An 18775-nucleotide genomic window follows, 5' to 3' on the forward strand; every position below is an offset into this window, starting at 1 on the left:
CGCGCCGCGCCGTGCCCTGCCCTGCCTGGGATGTTCCGGGTGGCCTGACCCGGCGGTACCCCGGCCGTGCCCCGAACATGCCCCAGCCACGTCCCGGTTACGTTCCGGCCACGCCCCTCCCGTGTCCTGGTCAGGGCACGGGCCGTGACGCTCCGGCCGGTGCCGGCCGGGCGGCGCTCACCGGTCGCAGTCGCACGGGCTCAGCCCGCGGTGGCCCGACGGGGTGACCACCCCCGAGTGCGCGCCGATCAGGGGGGAGCGGGGCCCCGGTCCGGGCAGTCTGCCCTCCGCGTCACGGCGCTCCGGAGGCCCGCCGGCGGGGTGTCCCGCCGAACCGACGCGGTGGACCGTCGGCCCCGCCTGGCCCGCCGGCTCGGCCGCCGGTCCGTCCGTGAAGTGCGCGTACACCCGTGCCTCGCGTGAGGCCAGCAGCGAGTGCAGTACGCCGGGCAGCGCGTCGTCCATGCCGACGTCCGCGAGTTTGATGAGCCGCAGCGCGTCCTGGCCGTTGCCGCACTTGGTGAGGTGGTAGCTGAGACAGGAGAGGACGTACGCGCCCAGGTTGCGGTCGCCCGCCAGGCCGGAGGCGCGGAGCGCGGCCAGTAGATAGTGCTGGCCGCGGGCGTAGTGGCCCTGGTCCTCGGCCAGCCAGCCGGCGAGCTGCGCCAGTTCGGCGATGGCGCCGTACAGCCGTCTGCCGGTCGGGGCGTCATAGGCGGTGTTCTCGGACATGTGCAGTGCCCAGCGCAGCTCGTGCACCACCCAGTTCATGACCAGGGAGTCGTCCTCCGCGGCGCTCACCCGGCGCAGTCGCGCAATCCGACTGGTCAGTATGTCGACCATCTCGGTGGACACTTCGGCGCCCTGTGACCGCGCCGACGCCAGCCGGCCCTCGGCCGTCAGCCAGTCCACGGCGAGCGAGACGAGCACGGCGCCGGGCACCGGTTCGGCCGGCCACGGCTCCCGCTTACCGTCCTCCTGGTCCAGCAGCGGCCGCAGGATGCGGCCGACGTGCTCCTCCGTCCACGGGGGGCCGAGGGCCGGGTCGCCGACACCGCCCGGCTGGGCGTCCGGAAAGCGTTGCGGCCATATCTGGCTGATATCGATCGTTCTGCCCAGTTGATCCGAGAGGATGGCGGCCACGAAGCCCGGCACCTGGCCCCGGGGGTAGGCTCCCTTCGCCCAGCCGTACGGAGCCTTGAGGCTGACGGTGCCCTCGCCGTATCGCCTGTTGATTTCCCGCGCCAGTCGCTCGGGCGACCAGTGCAGGGTTTCGAGGAATACTGCGAGCTGCGATCCTTTGTGCACCGGTGCATCTCCCCCCTGGAAGTTCTCCCGGATTCACGGTCGGATGGTGCCGCTTGGTCCATGCCACAGGTCTGTTCCAGTCTTACCACGCTGCTTTGGAGTTGGGTACGGAATGAGCCGGTGTGCGGTCCGGGAAACGCGGGGAAAACGCGCATGGGGACGACACCACCCCGTTCCGGGGCGGTGTCGTCGGTCCGTGCGCGGCTTGAATCCTACTTATGCTCCCAGGAGCCGATGCGCATGACTTCCTTTTTCAGTACGTCACCGAAGGTCGGCACCCCTTCCGTGGTGAATACAGAGACCACCGAGCGCACATGGGAGTTCTCGGTGACCTCGTGTAGCAGGGAATGGGCGAGGTCGATGCGCGAGGTGTACAGGCCCGGCGACTCCGGCGGGCCGAAGTGGTAGTCGCTGACCACGTCGGTGTTGTAGAGCGCGGAGGGCCGCACCAGGGTCCAGTCCAGCTCGGTCGCGCGCACGATGTGCTCCATGCGGAGCATGTCGTCGTACAGGGTCCGGCCGAGGGTGGTGAGGAAGGGGTAGAGGAGCCTGCGGTAGACGAACCTCTCGTACAGCGGCTTCTCGCCCTCCGAGCGGGGGGCGTGCACGGCCAGCAGGCGCGAGGTCACCGCGACCAGCCGCTTGACGCCGTGCGCCGCCATCGCGTCGGTGATGTGCGTGATGCCGCGGGAGAGCACCGTCACCGGCTTGCGCTGGTAGGGGACGCCGAGGATCGAGATGACCGCCTCGCTGCCGGCCACCGCCTCCTCGACCGCCGCCTTGTCGAACACGTCAGCGGCGTGCACCCGCAGCTGCGGGCCGGACAGCGGGAACGCCTCGGGCCGTCGCACGACCGCGGTCACCGTGTGTCCCGCACCCAGCGCCTGCTCGGTGAGGTGACGTCCGGTGGAACTGTTTGCTCCGAACACAGCGAGCTTCAATGCGATTCTCCGTCTCGAGAGGGTGCCACTCGTCCGGTCTCCCGAACCGGATCCTCAGGGCTTGACCGCCGTGTAGAGAGCGAACGGCGGGTTGGCCACGAAATCGGCCCAGTAGCCCTTCTCCGACATTCCTGCGACGTGTCCCGGAGCGCGATTCGGGTGGCGCTTCACATCGATCAGCCCGGCCTTTTCCATCGCCTCCTCCGTGGCGCCCGCCGGCCAGAAGAAGCCGTCGAATCCGACATGCGGCTCGACATCCATCTCGATGTGGATGACCTGGAGATCGCCGTGCTTCTCCTTCGGGGTGATGGAGAGGCCGTAGCGGGGGTAGACGGACATCTTGTCCAGGTCGATGTCCGGGTTGGAGCAGAGTGCGACCATGGTGCCGCCGCTCACCAGGTTCGCCGCGCACCGGGCCACCATGTCGTGGTATTCGGCGGTGTCCTTCGCGTGCACGAACGCCCAGATCGGGGCGACGACGTCGAACTCCCCCAGCACCGGCAGTTCCGCGGCGTCCACCGCGTCGTACGTGATACCCAGCGGCGCCTCGGCCTCGATCTGGCGGGCGACGTCGACCATGGACTGCTCGATGTCCACGCCGACGACCTTGTCGGCGCCCAGCCGCTTGAAAATGCGGGAATAGAAACCGGTTCCGCACGCCACGTCCAGCACGCGCTTCCCGGTGAGGTCGGGAACCCCGGAGAGCAGCGTCTCCCGCTCGACAAAGGCGTACGGCAGGTTCTTGACGTTGTCGTACTGCGTGCTCGAAGCCTGGTACTGTTCGCTGATCCTGTCGTGGTGGACGCTCTTGGTCATCTTCCGTGCCTTTCTGCGGAGCCGTCAGCGGTAGGTGATTCCGACCGTAGATACGGCTGAGCGGGCGGACCATGTTCAGCCGTTGGATCTGTCAACTCGGAAGAAATTCAGGAGAATATCTTCTGGACCTTGCGCGACACCCATTCGCTCACCGTCACGGTGTCGAACCGCTCGACGGCGGAGGAATCCGTGAACGGCCGCATCGGCTCGATGGAGGCGTCGTGGTTGGGGAGGTAGAAGAAGGGGATGGTGAGGCGGGAGGTGGTGTCTCCGTGTGGGGGGTTGACGACGCGGTGCATGGTGGAGACCCAGCGTCCGCCGGTCCACAGGGCCATGAGGTCGCCGATGTTGACGACGAAGCTGCCGGGGATGGCGGCGACGTCGCGCCAGGTGTCTTCTCCCTGGAGGACCTGGAGGCCGCCGCGGTCGTCCTCCTGGTAGAGGATGGTGAGGCTGCCGAAGTCCGTGTGCGGACCGCGCCGCAGCTGGCCGGGGAGGGGCGGGGTGTGCTGCGGGGGGTAGTAGTTGACGGCGACGGATGATCCGTGGTGGTCGAACTTGTCGTCGAAGAAGTCCTCGTCCAGTTCGAGTGCCAGCGCGAACAGCCGCATCAGGTCGGCGGCCAGTTCCTCCATCGCGGCCATGTAGTCCTGCCAGGCGCCCCGGAACCCCTCGGGGTTCTTCGGCCACACGTTCCGGTGCGTCCAGCTCGCCCACTGGTCACCGAGCCCGGCGCGCTCCTCGTCGCTCAGCTCCCCGGTCACGTGGGCCGCGAACGTCTCGCACAGGTCGGGCGGCGTCTCCTGGTCGAGGCTGCGCGCGAGCGTGCCGCCGGCCCTGCGGTATCCGGACACCCCCGGGCGGGACGCGACGAGGTCCTTCTCCTCCTCCGGGAGCTTGAAGAAGGCGTTCGTCGTCGTGAACATGCGGTCGACGAGGTCCCGGGAAACCCCGTGGCCGACGACGATGAAAAAGCCCGAACTGCGCAGTGCGTTTCCGATCGCGTCGGCAATCGCGGCGCGACCCTCGGGGGTTTTCCGCGAGGAGAGGTCGATGACCGGCACGAACCCATCGGTCACGGTGACGGTCGGCTGAGCATTACTCACGACTTTTCCTTCCTCTTGCATTTCCCGAGGCTTCCGCGCCGACGCCCGGGAAGTGATGTCCCGCCCGACGGTAGGTCCGGCCGGCTGCCGGTCGCCACGGCCGGTGGCCGAATGTGTCAACTCATCCGCCGACCGTACGGTCCCCACGGTTTGCTCGATCCTTTTCTTTACGTCTTTCTGTCGGTACCGCTGCCGCAACAGCGGAAAGCCGACCCGTTGCCGAGGTGCGCATGCGGGGGAGGGCACCTCGGCAACGGATCGGGGTCGGGGCACGCGCGGCGTGTTACGGGGTGCCGGCGAACATCTTCTGGATCTTGCGGGACATCCACTCCCCGGCGATCACGCTGGTGAGATCGGTCCGGCGACTGCCCACCGGGCCGCCGGCCGCGTCCGGGCACGGCCGCAGCGGTTCGATCGTGGCGTCGTGGTTGGGGAGGTAGAAGAAGGGGATGGTGAGGCGGGAGGTGGTGTCTCCGTGTGGGGGGTTGACGACGCGGTGCATGGTGGAGACCCAGCGTCCGCCGGTCCACAGGGCCATGAGGTCGCCGATGTTGACGACGAAGCTGCCGGGGATGGCGGCGACGTCGCGCCAGGTGTCTTCTCCCTGGAGGACTTGGAGGCCGCCGCGGTCGTCCTCCTGGTAGAGGATGGTGAGGCTGCCGAAGTCCGTGTGGGGGCCCCGCCGCCACTGGCCGGGGAGGGGCGGGGTGTGCTGCGGGGGGTAGTAGTTGACGGCGACGGATGATCCGTGGTGGTCGAACTTGTCGTCGAAGAAGTCCTCTTTCAGATCGAGTGCGAGGGCGAACAGTCGCATCAGGTCCGCCGCGAGATCGCTTATGACGGCCATGTACTCCTGCCACACCTCCCGGAAGCCGGCGGGCCGTTCGGGCCAGATGTTCGCCAGCGTCCAGGTCGCCCACTGGTCACCGAGCCTGCCGCGCTCGCTGTCGCTCAGTTCCCCCGTCACGTGCGCGGAAAAGGCTTCGCACAGGTCGGGCGGCGTCTCCTGATCGAGGCTGAGGGCGGTGGTGCCGCCGGTCCGCCGGTATCCGGACACCCCCGGCCGGTGCGCGACGAGGTCCTTCTCCTCGTCCGGCAGGGTGAAGAAGGCTTTCGTCGTGGTGAACATGCGGCCGATGAGGTCTTCGGGGACACCATGACCGACGATCACGAAGAAACCGGAACTCGTGCACGCCTGGTCGATCGCGGTGGCGATCGCGGCGCGTCCTGGGGCCGTGTCTTTCGCGGACAAATCGATGACGGGTACGAAACCCTCGGCAGCGGTGGGGGGCAGCTGCGCATTGTCCATGGGCCTTGTTTCTCCTTGTTCGGCTGGGGGATGGCCTGAGTGAGCGGAGAGGGACGGTTCAGTGCGTGGACTCGAGGACGGCCTCCGGCCGGCCCTCGCTGTCCCGGCGCCGGGAGAAGAGGGCGACGGCCACCGCACCGGCGAGGAGGATGCCGAAGGCGACCCACAGCGCCACCGTGTATCCGTGCACGGTCCCGGCGTTGACGGATTCCGGGCCGGCCCCGTGCTCCTTGAGGTAGTCACCGGTGACGCTGGTAGCGATCGAGTTGAGCAGAGCGGTACCGAACGCGGCGCCCACCTGCTGCACCGTGTTGTACGCGGCTGAGGCGACACCCGCCTCGGCGTGGCCCAGTTCCACCGTCGCCATGTTGGTCGCCGCCGCCAGCAGGCAGCCGAGTCCGAGCCCCGTCAGGATCATCGCGGGGGTCAGATAGACGAGGAAGACGTTGGAGCTGTCCACTTCCAGCTGGGTGAGGATCAGCATGCCGAGGGCGGAGGAGAGCAGGCTGCCCGCGATCAGCACGTTCGCCGGGACGCGGCCGGTCAGCTTTCCGGCGATCAGCATCGCGCCGATGGTGGTGCACACGGCGTTCACCAGCAGCGTCATGCCCGCCTTGACGGGTGAGTAGCCGAGGATCGTCTGCGTGTAGTAGCTGACGAACAGGTAGAAGCCGAACATCGCGATGAACATCACGCACACGGAGACGAAGGCGACGCCCCGTGTGCGGTGGGCGAGGATGCGCAGCGGCAGCAGCGGGTGCCCCGTCCGGGCCTCGACCAGGACGAACAGCCCCAGCAGCACGATGCCGCCGATCAGCAGGGAGAGCACCTTCGGGTCGCCCCAGCCGTGCGGTTCGGCCTGGGTGAAGCCGTAGACCAGGCAGACGAGGCCGGCGACGCTGAGCAGCACCCCGGGAAGGTCCAGGTGGCGCAGGGTGCCGCTGGGGCGGTCCCGGATGATGAACGGCACGCCCAGCAGGGCGAGGGCGGCCATCGGGACGTTGATGTAGAGGCACCAGCGCCAGTCGGTGTACTCGGTGAGCAGACCGCCGGCCACCACGCCCAGGGCCGCGCCGCCGGCGCCGACCCCGGCGAACACACCGAAGGCCTTCCCCCGTTCGCGCCCGTCGGTGAACGTCAGGATCAGCAGGGACAGCGCGGCCGGCGCCAGGAGGGCGGCGAAGACTCCCTGGCCCGCGCGGGCGGCGAACAGCATGCCCGCGGAGTTCGCGGCTCCGCCGAGCGCGGAGGTCACGGCGAAGCCGATCAGGCTGAGGGTGAAGGAGCGGCGGTGGCCGAGGGCGCCGCACACCCGGCCGCCCACGAGCAGCAGCCCGCCGAAGGCGAGGGCGTAGGCGGTGATGACCCAGTGCCGGTCGGCGTCCGACATTCCCAGGTCCTGCTGGGCCGAGGGAAGGGCGATGTTCACGATGGTCGCGTCCAGCACGACCATCAGCTGGGCCAGGCTCACGACGGGGAGGGCCCACCAGCGTTTCGGGGACTGAGCGGGGGGAGCCGGGGCTTCTTGCTTGATGTCTGTCACAGTCACTCGCACTATGGTCGGGTGTCTCGAACGTTGGTCTAGTGACGAGTGACTCTACTACAACTCTGCGCAGCGGGACGTGACCAAAAGGGGGTGCGAAGCCTCTCCCCGGGCGGCCTGGAGAGCGTTGAAATGCCTGGTCAACAGGGGGGCGAAGATTTTTTCAAGAAGTAGGACTGCGGCTCGGTCCCGGTGCGCCGGTCACCTGGTACGGACCGGGGGCCAGGGCATGCGAGACTCCAGTGCACGCTCGGTGCGGCGTCTCGCGCCCTGGGATCGGGCCGCGTGATTTCGGAGGTGAACGTCATCGCAGACAAAGAGCGCACGAAGAGCCGGTCCGGCGGCGGAGTCGGCAACGTCTGGCTGCGGGCCTCGCGGGAGAAACAGGGCGAACCCCCGTTGACGCGGGCGCGTATCGTCGACGCGGCCGTCGCGCTGCTGGACGACGAGGGCATGGGCCGGCTGACGATGCGACGGCTGGCCGAGCGCCTCCAGGTGGGTGCCACGACGCTGTACTGGCACGTGGCGACCAAGGACGACGTCGTCGATCTCGCCGTCGACGCCATCTTCGGCGAGACCCAGGTCCCCGACCGGCACGCCGACAGTCCGCGCGAGGACATCGCCACCCTCGTCGACGGCTGGCGCAAGGCCATGCTGCGGCACCCCTGGGCGGCCACCCTGCCCGCGCGCCAACGGCCGCTGATGGGGCCCAACTTCCTGGCGTGGATGGAGTTCCTGCAGTCCGCGCTGGTCCGTGCCGGGGTGACCGGCAAGCGGCTGCACGCCGCGACCTGGGCGCTCTACAACCATGTGATGGGCGCCACCGCCGCCCAGTCCAGCCTCCAGCTCTCCGCCGAGGAGACCCGGTTGGGGCAGGAGTACCTGGAGAACAGGCGCGAGCGGTACCCGACCGTCGCCGCGAACAACTACATCGCCGACGACGACTGGGACGCCAACTTCTCGCTCGGGCTGGAGTTCCTGCTCGACGGGATCGAGGCGGGCTCCCGGCCCTGACACCCGGCGCCGGGGCCGGGGCAGGGTCCGGTTCCGCCGGCGAGGATGCCGCGCGGGGCCCGGTTGGCCGCCGGGTCCCGGCTCTGGCACGATGGGCAAGCGGAACCCTGTTCCGTAGGCGAGACGGCGGAGGGAGCGGCGGTGCACGGGAGCGACGAGGGCGCGGGTCCCGCGGCCAGGTCCAAGCGGGCGGACGCCCGGCGCAACCAGGAGACCCTGCTCGACGCGGCCGCCGCGGTGTTCGTCACGTCGGGCGTGGAGGCGCCGGTACGCGACATCGCGGCCGAGGCCGGCGTCGGGGTCGGCACGATCTACCGCCACTTCCCCACCCGCGCCGACCTCATCATCGCCGTCTACCGGCACCAGATCGAGGCCTGCGCCGAGGCCGGGCCGGCTCTGCTGGAGAGCGGCGCGACCCCGTACGCCGCGCTGCGGCAGTGGATCGACCTGTTCGTCGATTTCCTGGTCACCAAGCACGGACTCGCCGCCGTGCTGCAGTCCGACCAGGCCGGCTTCGATACGCTGCACGCCTCCTTCCTGGACCGCCTCGTGCCGGTGTGCGCCCAACTCCTCGACGCCGCGGCCGACTCCGGCGAGATCCGCGCGGGCCTAGGGGCCTACGAACTGATGCGCGGCGTCGGCAACCTGTGCATCGGCGCGGACACCGACCCCCGCTACGACGCCCGCCGGCTGGTCGCTCTCCTCATCGCGGGACTGCGCCGAGCGGACTGACTCCCTGCCTCCCTGCCTAGGCAGGCGCTCCGCCTCCGGTGGCCCGCGCCCGTCGCCGACGGATCGACGAGACACGGCACTTCGCACGGGCTACGAGGTGCGACACCTCGCGTCGGCACGAGATGCGTCACTCCGTACCGGTCACGAGGCGCGGCAACTCCGTACCGGTCACGAGGTGCGTCACTCCGTACCGGTCATGGACGGTGCAGCTTGGCCCGTCCCGTCACGAGCCGCGCCCCGCCCGCTTCTCGCGGTGGCGGCGACGCGCCGCCGCACCCAGCAGGGCGACGCCCGCCACCCCGACCACCAGGGTTCCCCAGACGGGCACATGGGCGGCCCGCAGGAGACCGGAGACCCCGAAGCTGGTGTCCCACCCGGCCTCCGTGACGGCGGATCCGAAGCCCTGGACGACCAGGATCGCGCCGAACAGCCACAGCAGCCCCTGTACCGAGTCGCTGCCCGCCCCTTTGGTCTGCTTTGCCATGAACGGAATACCCCTCCTGTGATGTGCCCGCGCCGTTCCGATGCGGTCGCATCACATCGTGCGGGAGATCCGGATATGATGCAAGTGCATCGGAACCTGGGGAGGAGCGGGAACGTGCCCAGACAGGTCGACTACGAGGAACGCCGCCGGCGGATCGCCGAGAGCGTCTGCACCCTGATCGCCCGCTCCGGCATGGACGCGGTCAGCCTCCGGGACGTGGCCGCAGAGGCGGAGGTGTCCATGGGCGCCGTCCAGCGCTGCTTCCGCACCAAGGAGGACATGCTGCTGTTCGCACTGGAGCACATCTCCCAGGGCGTGACCGAGCGTGCCAACCAGCGCATCGCCGCCGCCTCCGACCCGCGGTCCGCCTCCACCCTGCTGTCCCACACGCTGGCCGAACTCGCGCTGCTGGACGAGGAGTCGAGGACTCACGCACACGCCTGGCTGGCCTTCACCGCACACGCCCCGGCCAGTGCGAAGCTGGCCGCCGTCCTGCGGGACACCTACGCCAAACTCGACGACCTCCTGTGCTGGCTCATCCGCTACGGACAGGACACCCGGGAGATCCCCCCGCACATCGACCCCCGGCGCGAGGCCCGCACGCTGCTGGCCCTGGCGGAGGGGCTGACCGTCCACGTCCTGGCGGGCCACCGCACCCCGGCCGAGGCCACGGCCGTCCTCCAGCGCCACACCGGCCCTCTGCTGCGGCACACCGCGCCCGGGGGAGACTGAGACCGGCCGAACGGCCGTCCGCGGCCGGGGAACCGTCCGTACCCCGGGAACCGGCCATCAGTCCGGAAGCCGTCCGGCGGTCCGGGAACGACCCGCAGTCCCGGAACCGTTGGGCGGTCCGGGAACGTCCGGCAGCCCGGCAAGAGGGAGCGGGCCGGGCGGCGCCGGCCTCAGCGGGGCGTGGGGCTCGGTCCGGGCGTCGGCTCGGGGGTGGGCGGCGGCTGCGGGGTGGGCGTCGTGGGCGTGGGGTCCTTGTCCCAAGGGCGCAGCGGCATGGCGGAGTCGAGGAACACCCGGTTGCGCTTCGCCCACTCGGCCATCGGGTTCTTCGGGGAGAGCGGCTCGTCCCTCGGCTTCTCGCGGAGCCGCCGCTCCCACTGTTCCAGGTCGCTGCCCTGGAACAGATGCGTGAGCGCCGGGACGTCGTAACGGATGTGGTATCGACCGTCGCGGTCCGCGCTGTCGGCGAAGGCCCCCATGATCGCGGCGATGTACGTGATCGACCCCTTGCTCGAACTGAGCAGGGCCTCACGCTCCGCCAGGCCCTGACGGGGAAGATAGCCGCGGTCCTCGACCTGCTTGACCAACGGGAAGTCCGTGTGCACCTTTCCCGGCCCGGTGGCCCACCGGGCGAACCGCTGATGTACCCGGCCGAGCCCGGACTTGGCCGGAATCGGATGACGGAACGGCTGCACGTTCTCCATCGCCTCCCAGGCGATGGCGGCGGCGACGGCCTGCGGGGAGATGTTCCACTTCCGCGCCTCCTCGATGATCGTCTGCTTGTTCGTCTCGATCCAGCTGAGGACCGCGTCCTCCTCGCGGGAGAACGGTGTGCCGTCGGGCCGCAGCCGCCCGGGACGCGGCAGGAAGTTCGCGTTCCACAGCTCGTAGGAGAGGCGCGCCGGATCGGTGGGAGGCGGGGCACCGGGCCGAGGCGAGGGGGTGGCGGCCTCGCCCACCTCCCAGAACGTGCCGGACGGTGTGCGGTAGGGGGCGCCCCCGGAGCCCTCCTGCTGCATCGCGTGCACCCGGCTCTGCCGCGCCTGGAGGTCGGTCGCCTGGGTGCGCACCCGCTGCGCGAGACCGCGCAGGCGCGTCGCGGGCGAGGTGTCGATGCCCATCCTGTTCAGTTCGGCCCACAGATCCTGGGCGAGCTGCTCCAGCGCGGACGCGGCCCGCCCGTGGCTGCCCACCAGGTCGTCGAATACGGGCTGCTTGATGCCGGAGAAGTTCGGGTCGGCCGTCGGATCGGTCATGGCTTCCTCGGCAGTGACCGGAGCTTCGCCTCGGCGGCGTGCACCGCCTGGGTCAACTGGTCCCATAACTCCCGGCGTTGCGCCTGTACGTCGTCATGGAACCGGCGGCCGGCCGGACCGACCCAGGCGTCGTCGTCCATCGCCCGGCAGGACGCGTCCAGCGCGTGCCAGTACGTGTCCGAGAGCCGCTGGATCCGGTTCACGGCCTCCTGCGCGGCACCGAAGTCGAGATCGGTCATGGCTGCCGTCTCCCGGGAGTGGAACCGGCGGAACACGCCCCGGCACCCTGCGCCTTCCCAGCGGGTGCACCGGCGACCCGGGCCCCCGAGGGGCGCGTTCCCGCTGGAGCAGCCTCTCCGCACCGGGCCGCTGGCCCCGACCGTTGCCACACCGGCATTCCGTCCCCCTTCGACCGCGACCCGGGCCCGTCGCCCGGCCCCGCCCGCCCCCGCTCACGCGTCGCACGGCGGTCTGCCCCCTGAGCGCCGCCCCGCCACGCCGTGTCCGCCACCGACACCGTCACCGCGCCGCCGCTCGCCGGCCGGCCGCGGTACCGGCCTGTGCGGTATTCAACCCCGGATCGGTCCACCGCGACAGCTCCGTGCACCGGCGAGCGAGAGGGAACGGGCCGGTCGTCTACGCGGGCCCCGACTGTTCGAGGTACGCCGCCACGCCGGTGCGGCGGGCCTGCGCGGTCACGGCCAGCAGGCGGAAGGAGAACGCCGGCATCACCGTCCGCCACTCCTCCACCGACCGGACGGCGACCTCGGTGTGCTCTTCCGGGTCCAGCACGATGCTGTCGATCAGTTCGCGGCTGAGCCGGCCACCGTCGAAGACGAAACCGACCTTGTGGGTGCTCCAGTTGCCGAGCGGAGGAAGGAAGTGCACAGCCAGCAGCCGCGGTTCACCGGCGACGTGCAGCCCGGTCTCCTCCTCGCACTCGCGCACCGCGCACTCCCACGGCGTCTCGCCCGGGTCCATGTTCCCGCCGGGCCACTGCCACACCGCCGGATTCCGGACGGAGCGCAGCTGAAGGGGGCGGTCGGCCTCGTCGGTGACGTAGAGGCAGCCGTAGACGGTGGCCTTGGGCAGAGTGGCCAGGTACTGCGCGGGCGGCAGCCAGGTTCCGCTCACGCCGTCTCCCGTGCGCGAGAGCCGTCGCCGCGCCTGTCCGGGCGCGACACGGCACGCGGCGACCGCCGGACGGGATCCGACACCGGCGCTCCCGGCGCCCGCTGCTCCGGCACCGGCTCGCCCGCTTCCGCGGCCGGCCTCGGCGGGACGACCGCCGGTCGTCCCGCGACAGCCGCTGGATGGACCCGCCCGTGCGCGTCGGTGACCACGGCGCACGCCCCGGCCACCGCGTGCGGGCCCAGCCGTCCGGGCTTCTCGACGGCGGGGGGCGCGGTGCGCGGATGTCGCAGCACGAGGACGGCCAGCCCCTCGGCGTCGTACCGTTCCACCTCCTCCCAGCTCTCGGCCAGCAGTTCGATCTCGTCCTCGTCCAAGGCGACGTTCCGCCGCTCCTCCGGTGTGTTCGCGGCGACGGGAGTGATCACCACGACGGCCCCGCCGGTTCGCAACCGGGCGCCGAGGCCGCGCATGGCCCGGGTGCGGTCCCGCAGGAAGGGGTACACCAGACGGAGCGTGATCACCTCGTAGCCGTCCCCGGCGAGCACCTCCGTGCCCTCCTGCTCGATGTCCAGGCACAGCCACCGGATCCGCCCGGCACCCCGTCGTTCCCTCCGGGCACGGACGAGAGCACCCTCGGCGAAATCGACGGCGTCGACGGCATACCCCTGTTCCGCGAGGAAGACGGCGAGCTCCCCGGTGCCACAGCCGACATCGAGGGCGCGCCCTCCGCCGGGTGCCGGCACACGCTGGGCGAGCAGGGACCGCTCCACCTCACCGAGGGGGCGGAAGCGGCGGCCGTCGAGGTGGTGCCGGGACCAGTCGGCCGGGACGTACACCACGGTGCTGCTCCTTCGGAGAGGACCCCGGGCGAGGGGCCGTGTCCACCGTCATACCCATGCCGGCAGGACGGGACAGGCGCTTTTCCACGCGAGCCGTGCCGCCCGGCGGCAGGCGGCGTCAGCGCTGTTGGTAGGCGAGCCAGACCTGACCGCGGTCGAACGGCATCCGCTTGCCGTTCGGCAGGGTGTAGGTGGTGTCGCCGGTCGCGCTCGCGCGCTGCCACGTCGTCGTGAACGCCTTGCCGTCGCGGAGCACGACGGCCTCGCCGCTGCCGACGGTCTCGATGTAGGGCGTCTCGCCGCTGGAGTCGGGCGGCATATCCGTCTTCTGGATGATCACGGTCTTGCCGCCGAGCCGCTTCCCGGAGGTGCCCTTCGCGGGCTCACCGTCGAAGGAGACCAGCCAACGGCCCTCGTCCGGCGACCAGGTGAAGGTGGTCGCGGACGAGCCGTAGTCGACGGTCCGCTCGTCGGTCGGCGTGCCACCGCCGGGCTCGGCGCCGAAGCGGAAACCGATGTCACTGGCCGTGCTGGCTTCCGGCGCCTTCGCGAGGAGCCTGTCGGGGTGGCCGTAGAGGTTGTGCGGTGGCGCGTGGTCGCCGCCGCGCTCGTAGGCGTCCGGGTGGTCGTCGTGCGAGACCCCGTGGAGCGGCGACTTGTTGATCTTGTCCACGACGGCCTGGCGCGCGCCCGAGTAGGCGAGCGCGGGCCGCTGGAACATCCGCATCTGCTCGACGTTGTACTCGCGGGCGCTGCGCACCGGTCCCAGGGTCTCGGGGTAGTGGCTCGAGTAGATCGCGAACAGCCGGCCCAGGCCGCCCTCGACCTTCTCCACACCGACGATGTCGGCGTCCTCCAGCGCGGTCTGCGGGCGCGCGTCCTTGTGGTTGTCGATCTTCACCGCGAGCACCGGGTTCCGCCGCGCCGGCAGCCCGGTGAACGGAGAGATGTACGCGGCGGCCCGGTGCTGTTTCGGGGCCGTACCGGCCCCCTCGTGCGCGGCGAACGACGGCGTCGCCGCGGCGGTACCCGTCAGACCGCCGACGACGGCCAGCGCGGCCACCATCCGTGCGCGACGCGCGCGTACGCGTATGCCTGTGCCTTCCGGCGAGGTGGAGCTGCCTGCCATGAACAGACCTCCTGTGGGGGGAAGTTGTGGGGGGAAAGGCTGTGTGTGTGGGGGGGCTGTGCCGGGGGGGAGTGTGCCGGAGGGGACACCTCACCGTCCCCCACGCGGTGACGTCAATACCCCGGTCGGCGCGAGTGCTTGGCAAGAGCCTCCCCGGCACCGGGAGCGGTCGCCTCGGCCCAGGGTCCAGTACGACGTGCGACGTCACGCGACGGTTGCCGGAACGATCGTCCAGCCGGCAGGAGAGGGTGCCGTCCACGGTGGGCTTCTCCGGGGTGGTGGATCATGAGATCCTCCGCCCCGGAGGTGCCGGGAGGGGTCGTGCACGGTCGGCGTGACCCGCGTCGCTTTGCATGACCATGCGCGATTATGCATACTCTTCCTATGTCTAAGGTCCTCACCTCCCTTCCCGCCGGCGAGCGCGTCGGCATCGCCTTCTCGGGCGGCCTCGACACCTCGGTCGCGGTCGCGTGGATGCGCGACAAGGGCGCCGTCCCGTGCACGTACACCGCCGACATCGGCCAGTACGACGAGCCCGACATCGCCTCGGTACCCGGTCGCGCGAAGACCTACGGGGCACAGATCGCCCGCCTGGTCGACTGCCGTGCGGCGCTGGTCGAGGAGGGCCTTGCCGCGCTGGCCTGCGGCGCTTTCCACATCCGCTCCGGCGGGCGTGCCTACTTCAACACCACGCCGCTCGGCCGCGCGGTCACGGGCACCCTCCTGGTCCGGGCGATGCTGGAGGACGACGTCCAGATCTGGGGCGACGGCTCCACCTTCAAGGGCAACGACATCGAGCGGTTCTACCGCTACGGCCTGCTCGCCAATCCGAACCTGCGGATCTACAAGCCCTGGCTCGACGCCGATTTCGTGACGGAGCTGGGCGGCCGCAAGGAGATGTCCGAGTGGCTTCTGGCTCACGGGCTGCCCTACCGTGACAGCACCGAGAAGGCGTACTCCACCGACGCCAACATCTGGGGCGCCACCCACGAGGCCAAGACGCTGGAGCACCTGGACACCGGCGTGGAGACCGTCGAGCCGATCATGGGCGTGCGGTTCTGGGACCCCGAGGTGGAGATCGCCGCCGAGGACGTGACGATCGGCTTCGACCAGGGGCGTCCGGTCACGATCAACGGCAAGGAGTTCGCCTCCGCCGTCGATCTGGTGATGGAGGCGAACGCCATCGGCGGCCGGCACGGCATGGGCATGTCGGACCAGATCGAGAACCGGATCATCGAGGCGAAGAGCCGCGGGATCTACGAGGCGCCCGGCATGGCCCTGCTGCACGTGGCCTACGAGCGGCTCGTCAACGCCATCCACAACGAGGACACCCTCGCCCAGTACCACACGGAGGGGCGGCGCCTCGGCCGTCTCATGTACGAGGGCCGCTGGCTCGACCCGCAGGCCCTCATGGTGCGCGAATCGCTGCAGCGCTGGGTCGGCGCGGCCGTCACCGGAGAGGTGACGCTGCGGTTGCGGCGCGGTGAGGACTACTCGATCCTCGACACCACGGGTCCCGCCTTCAGCTACCACCCGGACAAGCTGTCCATGGAGCGCACCGAGGACTCGGCGTTCGGCCCGGTGGACCGGATCGGCCAGCTCACCATGCGCAACCTCGACATCGCCGACTCGCGCGCCAAGCTGGAGCAGTACGCCGGGCTCGGTCTCATCGGCACCTCCACGCCGGCCATCGGCGCGGCGCAGGCCGCCGCGACCGGGCTGATCGGCACCATGCCGGAGGGCGGCGCCGAGGCGATCGCCTCGCGCGGCGAGGTCTCCGGCGACGACGAGCTGCTGGACCGTGCCGCGATGGAGTCCGGCACGGACTGACCAGCGGCACCTTGCCGGACGGAGCCCGGCACCCCGGCGGGGTGCCGGGCCGCGGTGTGTCCGCGCCCATGGGCGGGTCCGCCCTCATCGCCGGGGCGACCGCCTGACCGCCTCCGACCCTTCCGCCATGGGGACGCGGGGCGGGAACGACGGGGCGCAGGGAGAACAATCGGCCTGTAGCTGCTAGCGTGCTAGCATGCTCGCCATGGGTGCTGAGGAAGTCAGGCAGTTCAACGTCTACCTGCCGGTGGAGCTGATCAGACAGGTGAAGCACACCGCCATCGACCGCGAGCTGTCGCTGTCGGCTCTGGTCGCGGAGGCGCTGCGTGCCTACCTCGCCGAGCACCAGCGGCGCGATCAGGATGGAACCCCTTCGTGAAAGGACTTCAGACATGACGACCGAGGGTGTCGAAGGCGTCTTCGTCGAGACGCACAACTGGGGGAAGACGGCCAAGTTCCTGGAGGCGCTGGGCTTCAAGGTCGAGTTCTCCACCGAGCACGGCTCGGGCATGCTCAAGCAGGACAGCGGTCCTTATTTCGTCGTCAACGAGATCCCCGAGGAGCGCGAGCCGCGGACGCAGATCGTGCTGCGCGTCGCGGATGCCGCCGCTTTCCGGCCCGACCCCGTCGTCGAGGTGGTCTCCCCGTTCGAGGAGACGCACTACGGCACCCAGCGGATGGTCGTCCGCGATCCGGACGGGCGGGAATGGAGCATCGAGGCGCCTCTCCCCAGCTGAGCGTTTCCCCGGCGTCGCTGTCGCGCGAGAGCTGAGCGGCTTCCGCGGCGCGAGAAAGCGGTGGCGGGCCACCGGGGCGCGGTGGTGCCCCGGCGGCGCGGAGTGAGGCCGCCTTTCCGGACGCCCCCGATTCCCCACGGCATCGGGGGCGTTCACTGTTCCCGGCATGCTAGCAAGCTCACATGGTAGATACGCGAAGTGAAAGGAAGCGGATCAGCGATGGTCAGCGAAGAGACCGCGGCGGGGTCGGCGGACACTCCGGCGCCCATACCGCCGCGCCGTGCCCTCGGCATGCTCGTCGTGATGATCGGCGTACTCATCTCGGCTGTCGACGGCACGATCGTGGTGCTCGCCCTGCCGGAGATCGAGAAAGACCTCGGTATCTCCCTGTCCGCCGTCACCTGGGTGGTCATCGGCTACCTCCTCGTGGTCACGGTGCTCTCCACCCAACTGGGCCGGTTCGGGGACATGTTCGGCCGCGTGCGGATGTACAAGGCCGGCTTCCTGGTGTTCACGGTCGGCTCGGTGCTGTGCGCGCTCGCCTGGGACGCGCCGAGCATCATCGGGTTCCGTCTCCTCCAGGGCGTCGGTGCGGCGCTGATCGCGGCCAACAGCGGCGCGATCATCTCGGAGCTGTACCCGCCCGAGGAGCGCGGTCGCGCCTACGGGTTCAACGCCTTCGGCTTCTCGTTCGGCTCCGTCCTCGGGATCCTGCTCGGCGGGGTCGTGGTGACCTGTGTGTCGTGGCAGTGGATCTTCTGGATCAATGTGCCGATCGGCGCCGTCGCACTGGCGCTCGCCGCGCGGGTGCTGCGTGACCGGGGCGAGCGCCGCCGCAGGAAGCTCGACGTCGCCGGCATGGTCGCACTGGGACTCGGACTCTTCGGGGTGCTGTGGGCGATGACCGGACTGGCGTCCCGTCCGCTCGACGCGACCATGACCGGGTTCCTGGCCGGCGGCCTCGCGCTGCTGGTGGCGTTCGTCACGATCGAGCTGCGGCAGGAGGAGCCGACCCTCGACCTGTCGCTCTTCCGCATCCCCGCGATGACGCCGTCGCTGCTGGCCTCGCTGCTTCAGGGCGTCGGCAGCTTCGCCGTGCTCTTCCTCGTCATCATGTATCTCCAGGGCACCCGCGGCATGGACCCGATCGACGCGTCCCTGCTGCTGGTACCCGGCTATGTGGTCGGCGCGACTGGTGGGGCCCTGGGCGGGGCGGCTCACCGACCGGCTGGGGCCCGTCGTCCCCGCGACCCTGGGGCTCGGCATCTGTGTCGCCGCGATGCTGGTCTTCTCCCGGATGACCGCGACGAGCAGCCTGTGGCTCCCCGCGATCGGGAACCTGGTACTCATGATCGGCGGCAGCTTCTTCTTCCCGGCCAACAGCGCCGCCGTGATGAAGGCCGCGCCGCCCGACCGGCTGGGCATCGCCTCCGGTGTGCTGCGCACGTTCGCCGGCATCGGGATGGTCTTCTCCTTCACCACGGCCATGCTCGTGGCCGCGCACTCGATCCCGCGCGAGCTGGCGTTCGCCCTCTTCGTCGGCACCAGCCGACTGGACGGCCGGCTCGCGGTCGCCTTCGCCGACGGCCTGGGCGCGGCCTTCCGCGCGATGACGGGGATCATGGTCCTCGCGGCGCTCCTGTCCGGCCTCCGCGGCAGGAGACGCCGACGCCTGTAGCGCCGGATGCGGTGCGGCCGTCGGCCGCACTCGTGGAACACAGTTCACTTGACACAGTCCCGCCGAGGACATTTGCCCCGCTGTCGAGACGGCCACGACACTGAAACGCGGTCAGCCGGCCACGTGATCGCAGAAGCTCGACCGTACAGCGCCGCCACCATGGAGTCTCCCGGCACAGCCCGCGTAC

19 protein-coding genes are annotated in these 18775 nt (G+C 70.3%); 7 read left to right on the plus strand and 12 right to left on the minus strand.

Annotated features, from left to right (window positions below):
- Positions 1-177: 177 nt before the first annotated feature.
- The 6 genes from FM076_RS29170 to FM076_RS29195 form a co-directional block, all read right to left on the minus strand.
- Complete coding sequence (locus tag FM076_RS29170) at positions 178-1308, minus strand: hypothetical protein (protein WP_173873843.1); 1131 nt, start codon at positions 1306-1308, stop codon at positions 178-180.
- 212 nt (positions 1309-1520) lie between these two features.
- Complete coding sequence (locus tag FM076_RS29175; protein WP_173873844.1) at positions 1521-2249, minus strand: NAD(P)-dependent oxidoreductase; 729 nt, start codon at positions 2247-2249, stop codon at positions 1521-1523.
- Between the two features lie 54 nt (positions 2250-2303).
- Positions 2304-3065, minus strand: a complete 762-nt coding sequence (locus FM076_RS29180; RefSeq protein ID WP_173873845.1) for a class I SAM-dependent methyltransferase — start codon at positions 3063-3065, stop codon at positions 2304-2306.
- 107 nt (positions 3066-3172) lie between these two features.
- Positions 3173-4171 carry an isopenicillin N synthase family dioxygenase gene (locus FM076_RS29185; RefSeq protein WP_202034930.1) on the minus strand — a complete coding sequence of 333 codons (999 nt, stop codon included), beginning with the start codon at positions 4169-4171 and terminating at the stop codon, positions 3173-3175.
- Between the two features lie 283 nt (positions 4172-4454).
- Complete coding sequence (locus FM076_RS29190) at positions 4455-5480, minus strand: isopenicillin N synthase family dioxygenase (RefSeq protein WP_173873847.1); 1026 nt, start codon at positions 5478-5480, stop codon at positions 4455-4457.
- A 58-nt stretch (positions 5481-5538) separates the two neighbouring features.
- Positions 5539-7035 carry an MFS transporter gene (locus FM076_RS29195; protein ID WP_265667714.1) on the minus strand — a complete coding sequence of 499 codons (1497 nt, stop codon included), beginning with the start codon at positions 7033-7035 and terminating at the stop codon, positions 5539-5541.
- Between the two features lie 285 nt (positions 7036-7320).
- Here FM076_RS29195 and FM076_RS29200 point away from each other — a divergent pair, with 285 nt between their 5' ends.
- Entirely contained in the window at positions 7321-8037 is a 717-nt protein-coding gene (locus FM076_RS29200) for a TetR/AcrR family transcriptional regulator (RefSeq protein WP_173873848.1), read from the plus strand.
- Positions 8038-8178: 141 nt separating this feature from the next.
- Entirely contained in the window at positions 8179-8769 is a 591-nt protein-coding gene (locus FM076_RS29205) for a TetR/AcrR family transcriptional regulator (RefSeq protein WP_265667712.1), read from the plus strand.
- Positions 8770-8992: 223 nt separating this feature from the next.
- Here the strand turns inward: FM076_RS29205 and FM076_RS29210 are convergent, their stop codons facing one another.
- On the minus strand, positions 8993-9253 hold the full coding sequence (locus FM076_RS29210; RefSeq protein ID WP_173873850.1) for a hypothetical protein: 261 nt from the start codon (positions 9251-9253) through the stop codon (positions 8993-8995).
- A gap of 114 nt (positions 9254-9367) precedes the next feature.
- On the opposite strand from FM076_RS29210, the gene FM076_RS29215 reads away from it, so the two are divergent.
- A complete protein-coding gene (locus FM076_RS29215) occupies positions 9368-9985 on the plus strand; it encodes a TetR/AcrR family transcriptional regulator (RefSeq protein WP_173873851.1) in 618 nt (205 codons plus the stop codon).
- 170 nt (positions 9986-10155) lie between these two features.
- Here FM076_RS29215 and FM076_RS29220 read toward each other — a convergent pair whose 3' ends face one another.
- The 5 genes from FM076_RS29220 to FM076_RS29240 form a co-directional block, all read right to left on the minus strand.
- Complete coding sequence (locus FM076_RS29220) at positions 10156-11241, minus strand: hypothetical protein (protein ID WP_173867898.1); 1086 nt, start codon at positions 11239-11241, stop codon at positions 10156-10158.
- A complete protein-coding gene (locus FM076_RS29225; protein WP_173873852.1) occupies positions 11238-11480 on the minus strand; it encodes a hypothetical protein in 243 nt (80 codons plus the stop codon). Before FM076_RS29225 ends, FM076_RS29220 begins: the two co-directional genes overlap by 4 nt.
- 397 nt (positions 11481-11877) lie before the next feature.
- Positions 11878-12375, minus strand: a complete 498-nt coding sequence (locus tag FM076_RS29230) for an NUDIX domain-containing protein (protein ID WP_173873853.1) — start codon at positions 12373-12375, stop codon at positions 11878-11880.
- Positions 12372-13214, minus strand: a complete 843-nt coding sequence (locus FM076_RS29235; protein WP_173873854.1) for a methyltransferase — start codon at positions 13212-13214, stop codon at positions 12372-12374. The genes FM076_RS29230 and FM076_RS29235 overlap by 4 nt, the downstream gene beginning before the upstream one ends.
- Positions 13215-13332: 118 nt before the next feature.
- The gene (locus tag FM076_RS29240; RefSeq protein ID WP_173873855.1) at positions 13333-14343 is read right to left on the minus strand and encodes a DUF3048 domain-containing protein; all 1011 of its coding nucleotides are present in this window, start codon (positions 14341-14343) and stop codon (positions 13333-13335) included.
- A gap of 384 nt (positions 14344-14727) precedes the next feature.
- Between FM076_RS29240 and argG the strand changes: the two genes are divergently transcribed.
- The 4 genes from argG (at position 14728) to FM076_RS29260 (ending at position 18692) form a co-directional block, all read left to right on the plus strand.
- Positions 14728-16173: an argininosuccinate synthase gene (argG, locus tag FM076_RS29245; protein ID WP_173873856.1), complete on the plus strand. Its 1446-nt coding sequence runs from the start codon at positions 14728-14730 to the stop codon at positions 16171-16173.
- A gap of 205 nt (positions 16174-16378) precedes the next feature.
- Positions 16379-16552 (plus strand): CopG family transcriptional regulator, encoded by a 174-nt coding sequence (locus tag FM076_RS29250; protein WP_173873857.1) that lies wholly within the window; start codon positions 16379-16381, stop codon positions 16550-16552.
- A 13-nt stretch (positions 16553-16565) separates the two neighbouring features.
- Positions 16566-16910, plus strand: a complete 345-nt coding sequence (locus FM076_RS29255) for a VOC family protein (protein WP_173873858.1) — start codon at positions 16566-16568, stop codon at positions 16908-16910.
- 219 nt (positions 16911-17129) lie between these two features.
- Entirely contained in the window at positions 17130-18692 is a 1563-nt protein-coding gene (locus FM076_RS29260; protein WP_202034931.1) for an MFS transporter, read from the plus strand.
- Positions 18693-18775: the final 83 nt, after the last annotated feature.

The sequence above is a fragment of the Streptomyces albus subsp. chlorinus genome (assembly GCF_013302895.1).
Taxonomy (GTDB): Bacteria; Actinomycetota; Actinomycetes; order Streptomycetales; family Streptomycetaceae; genus Streptomyces; species Streptomyces chlorinus.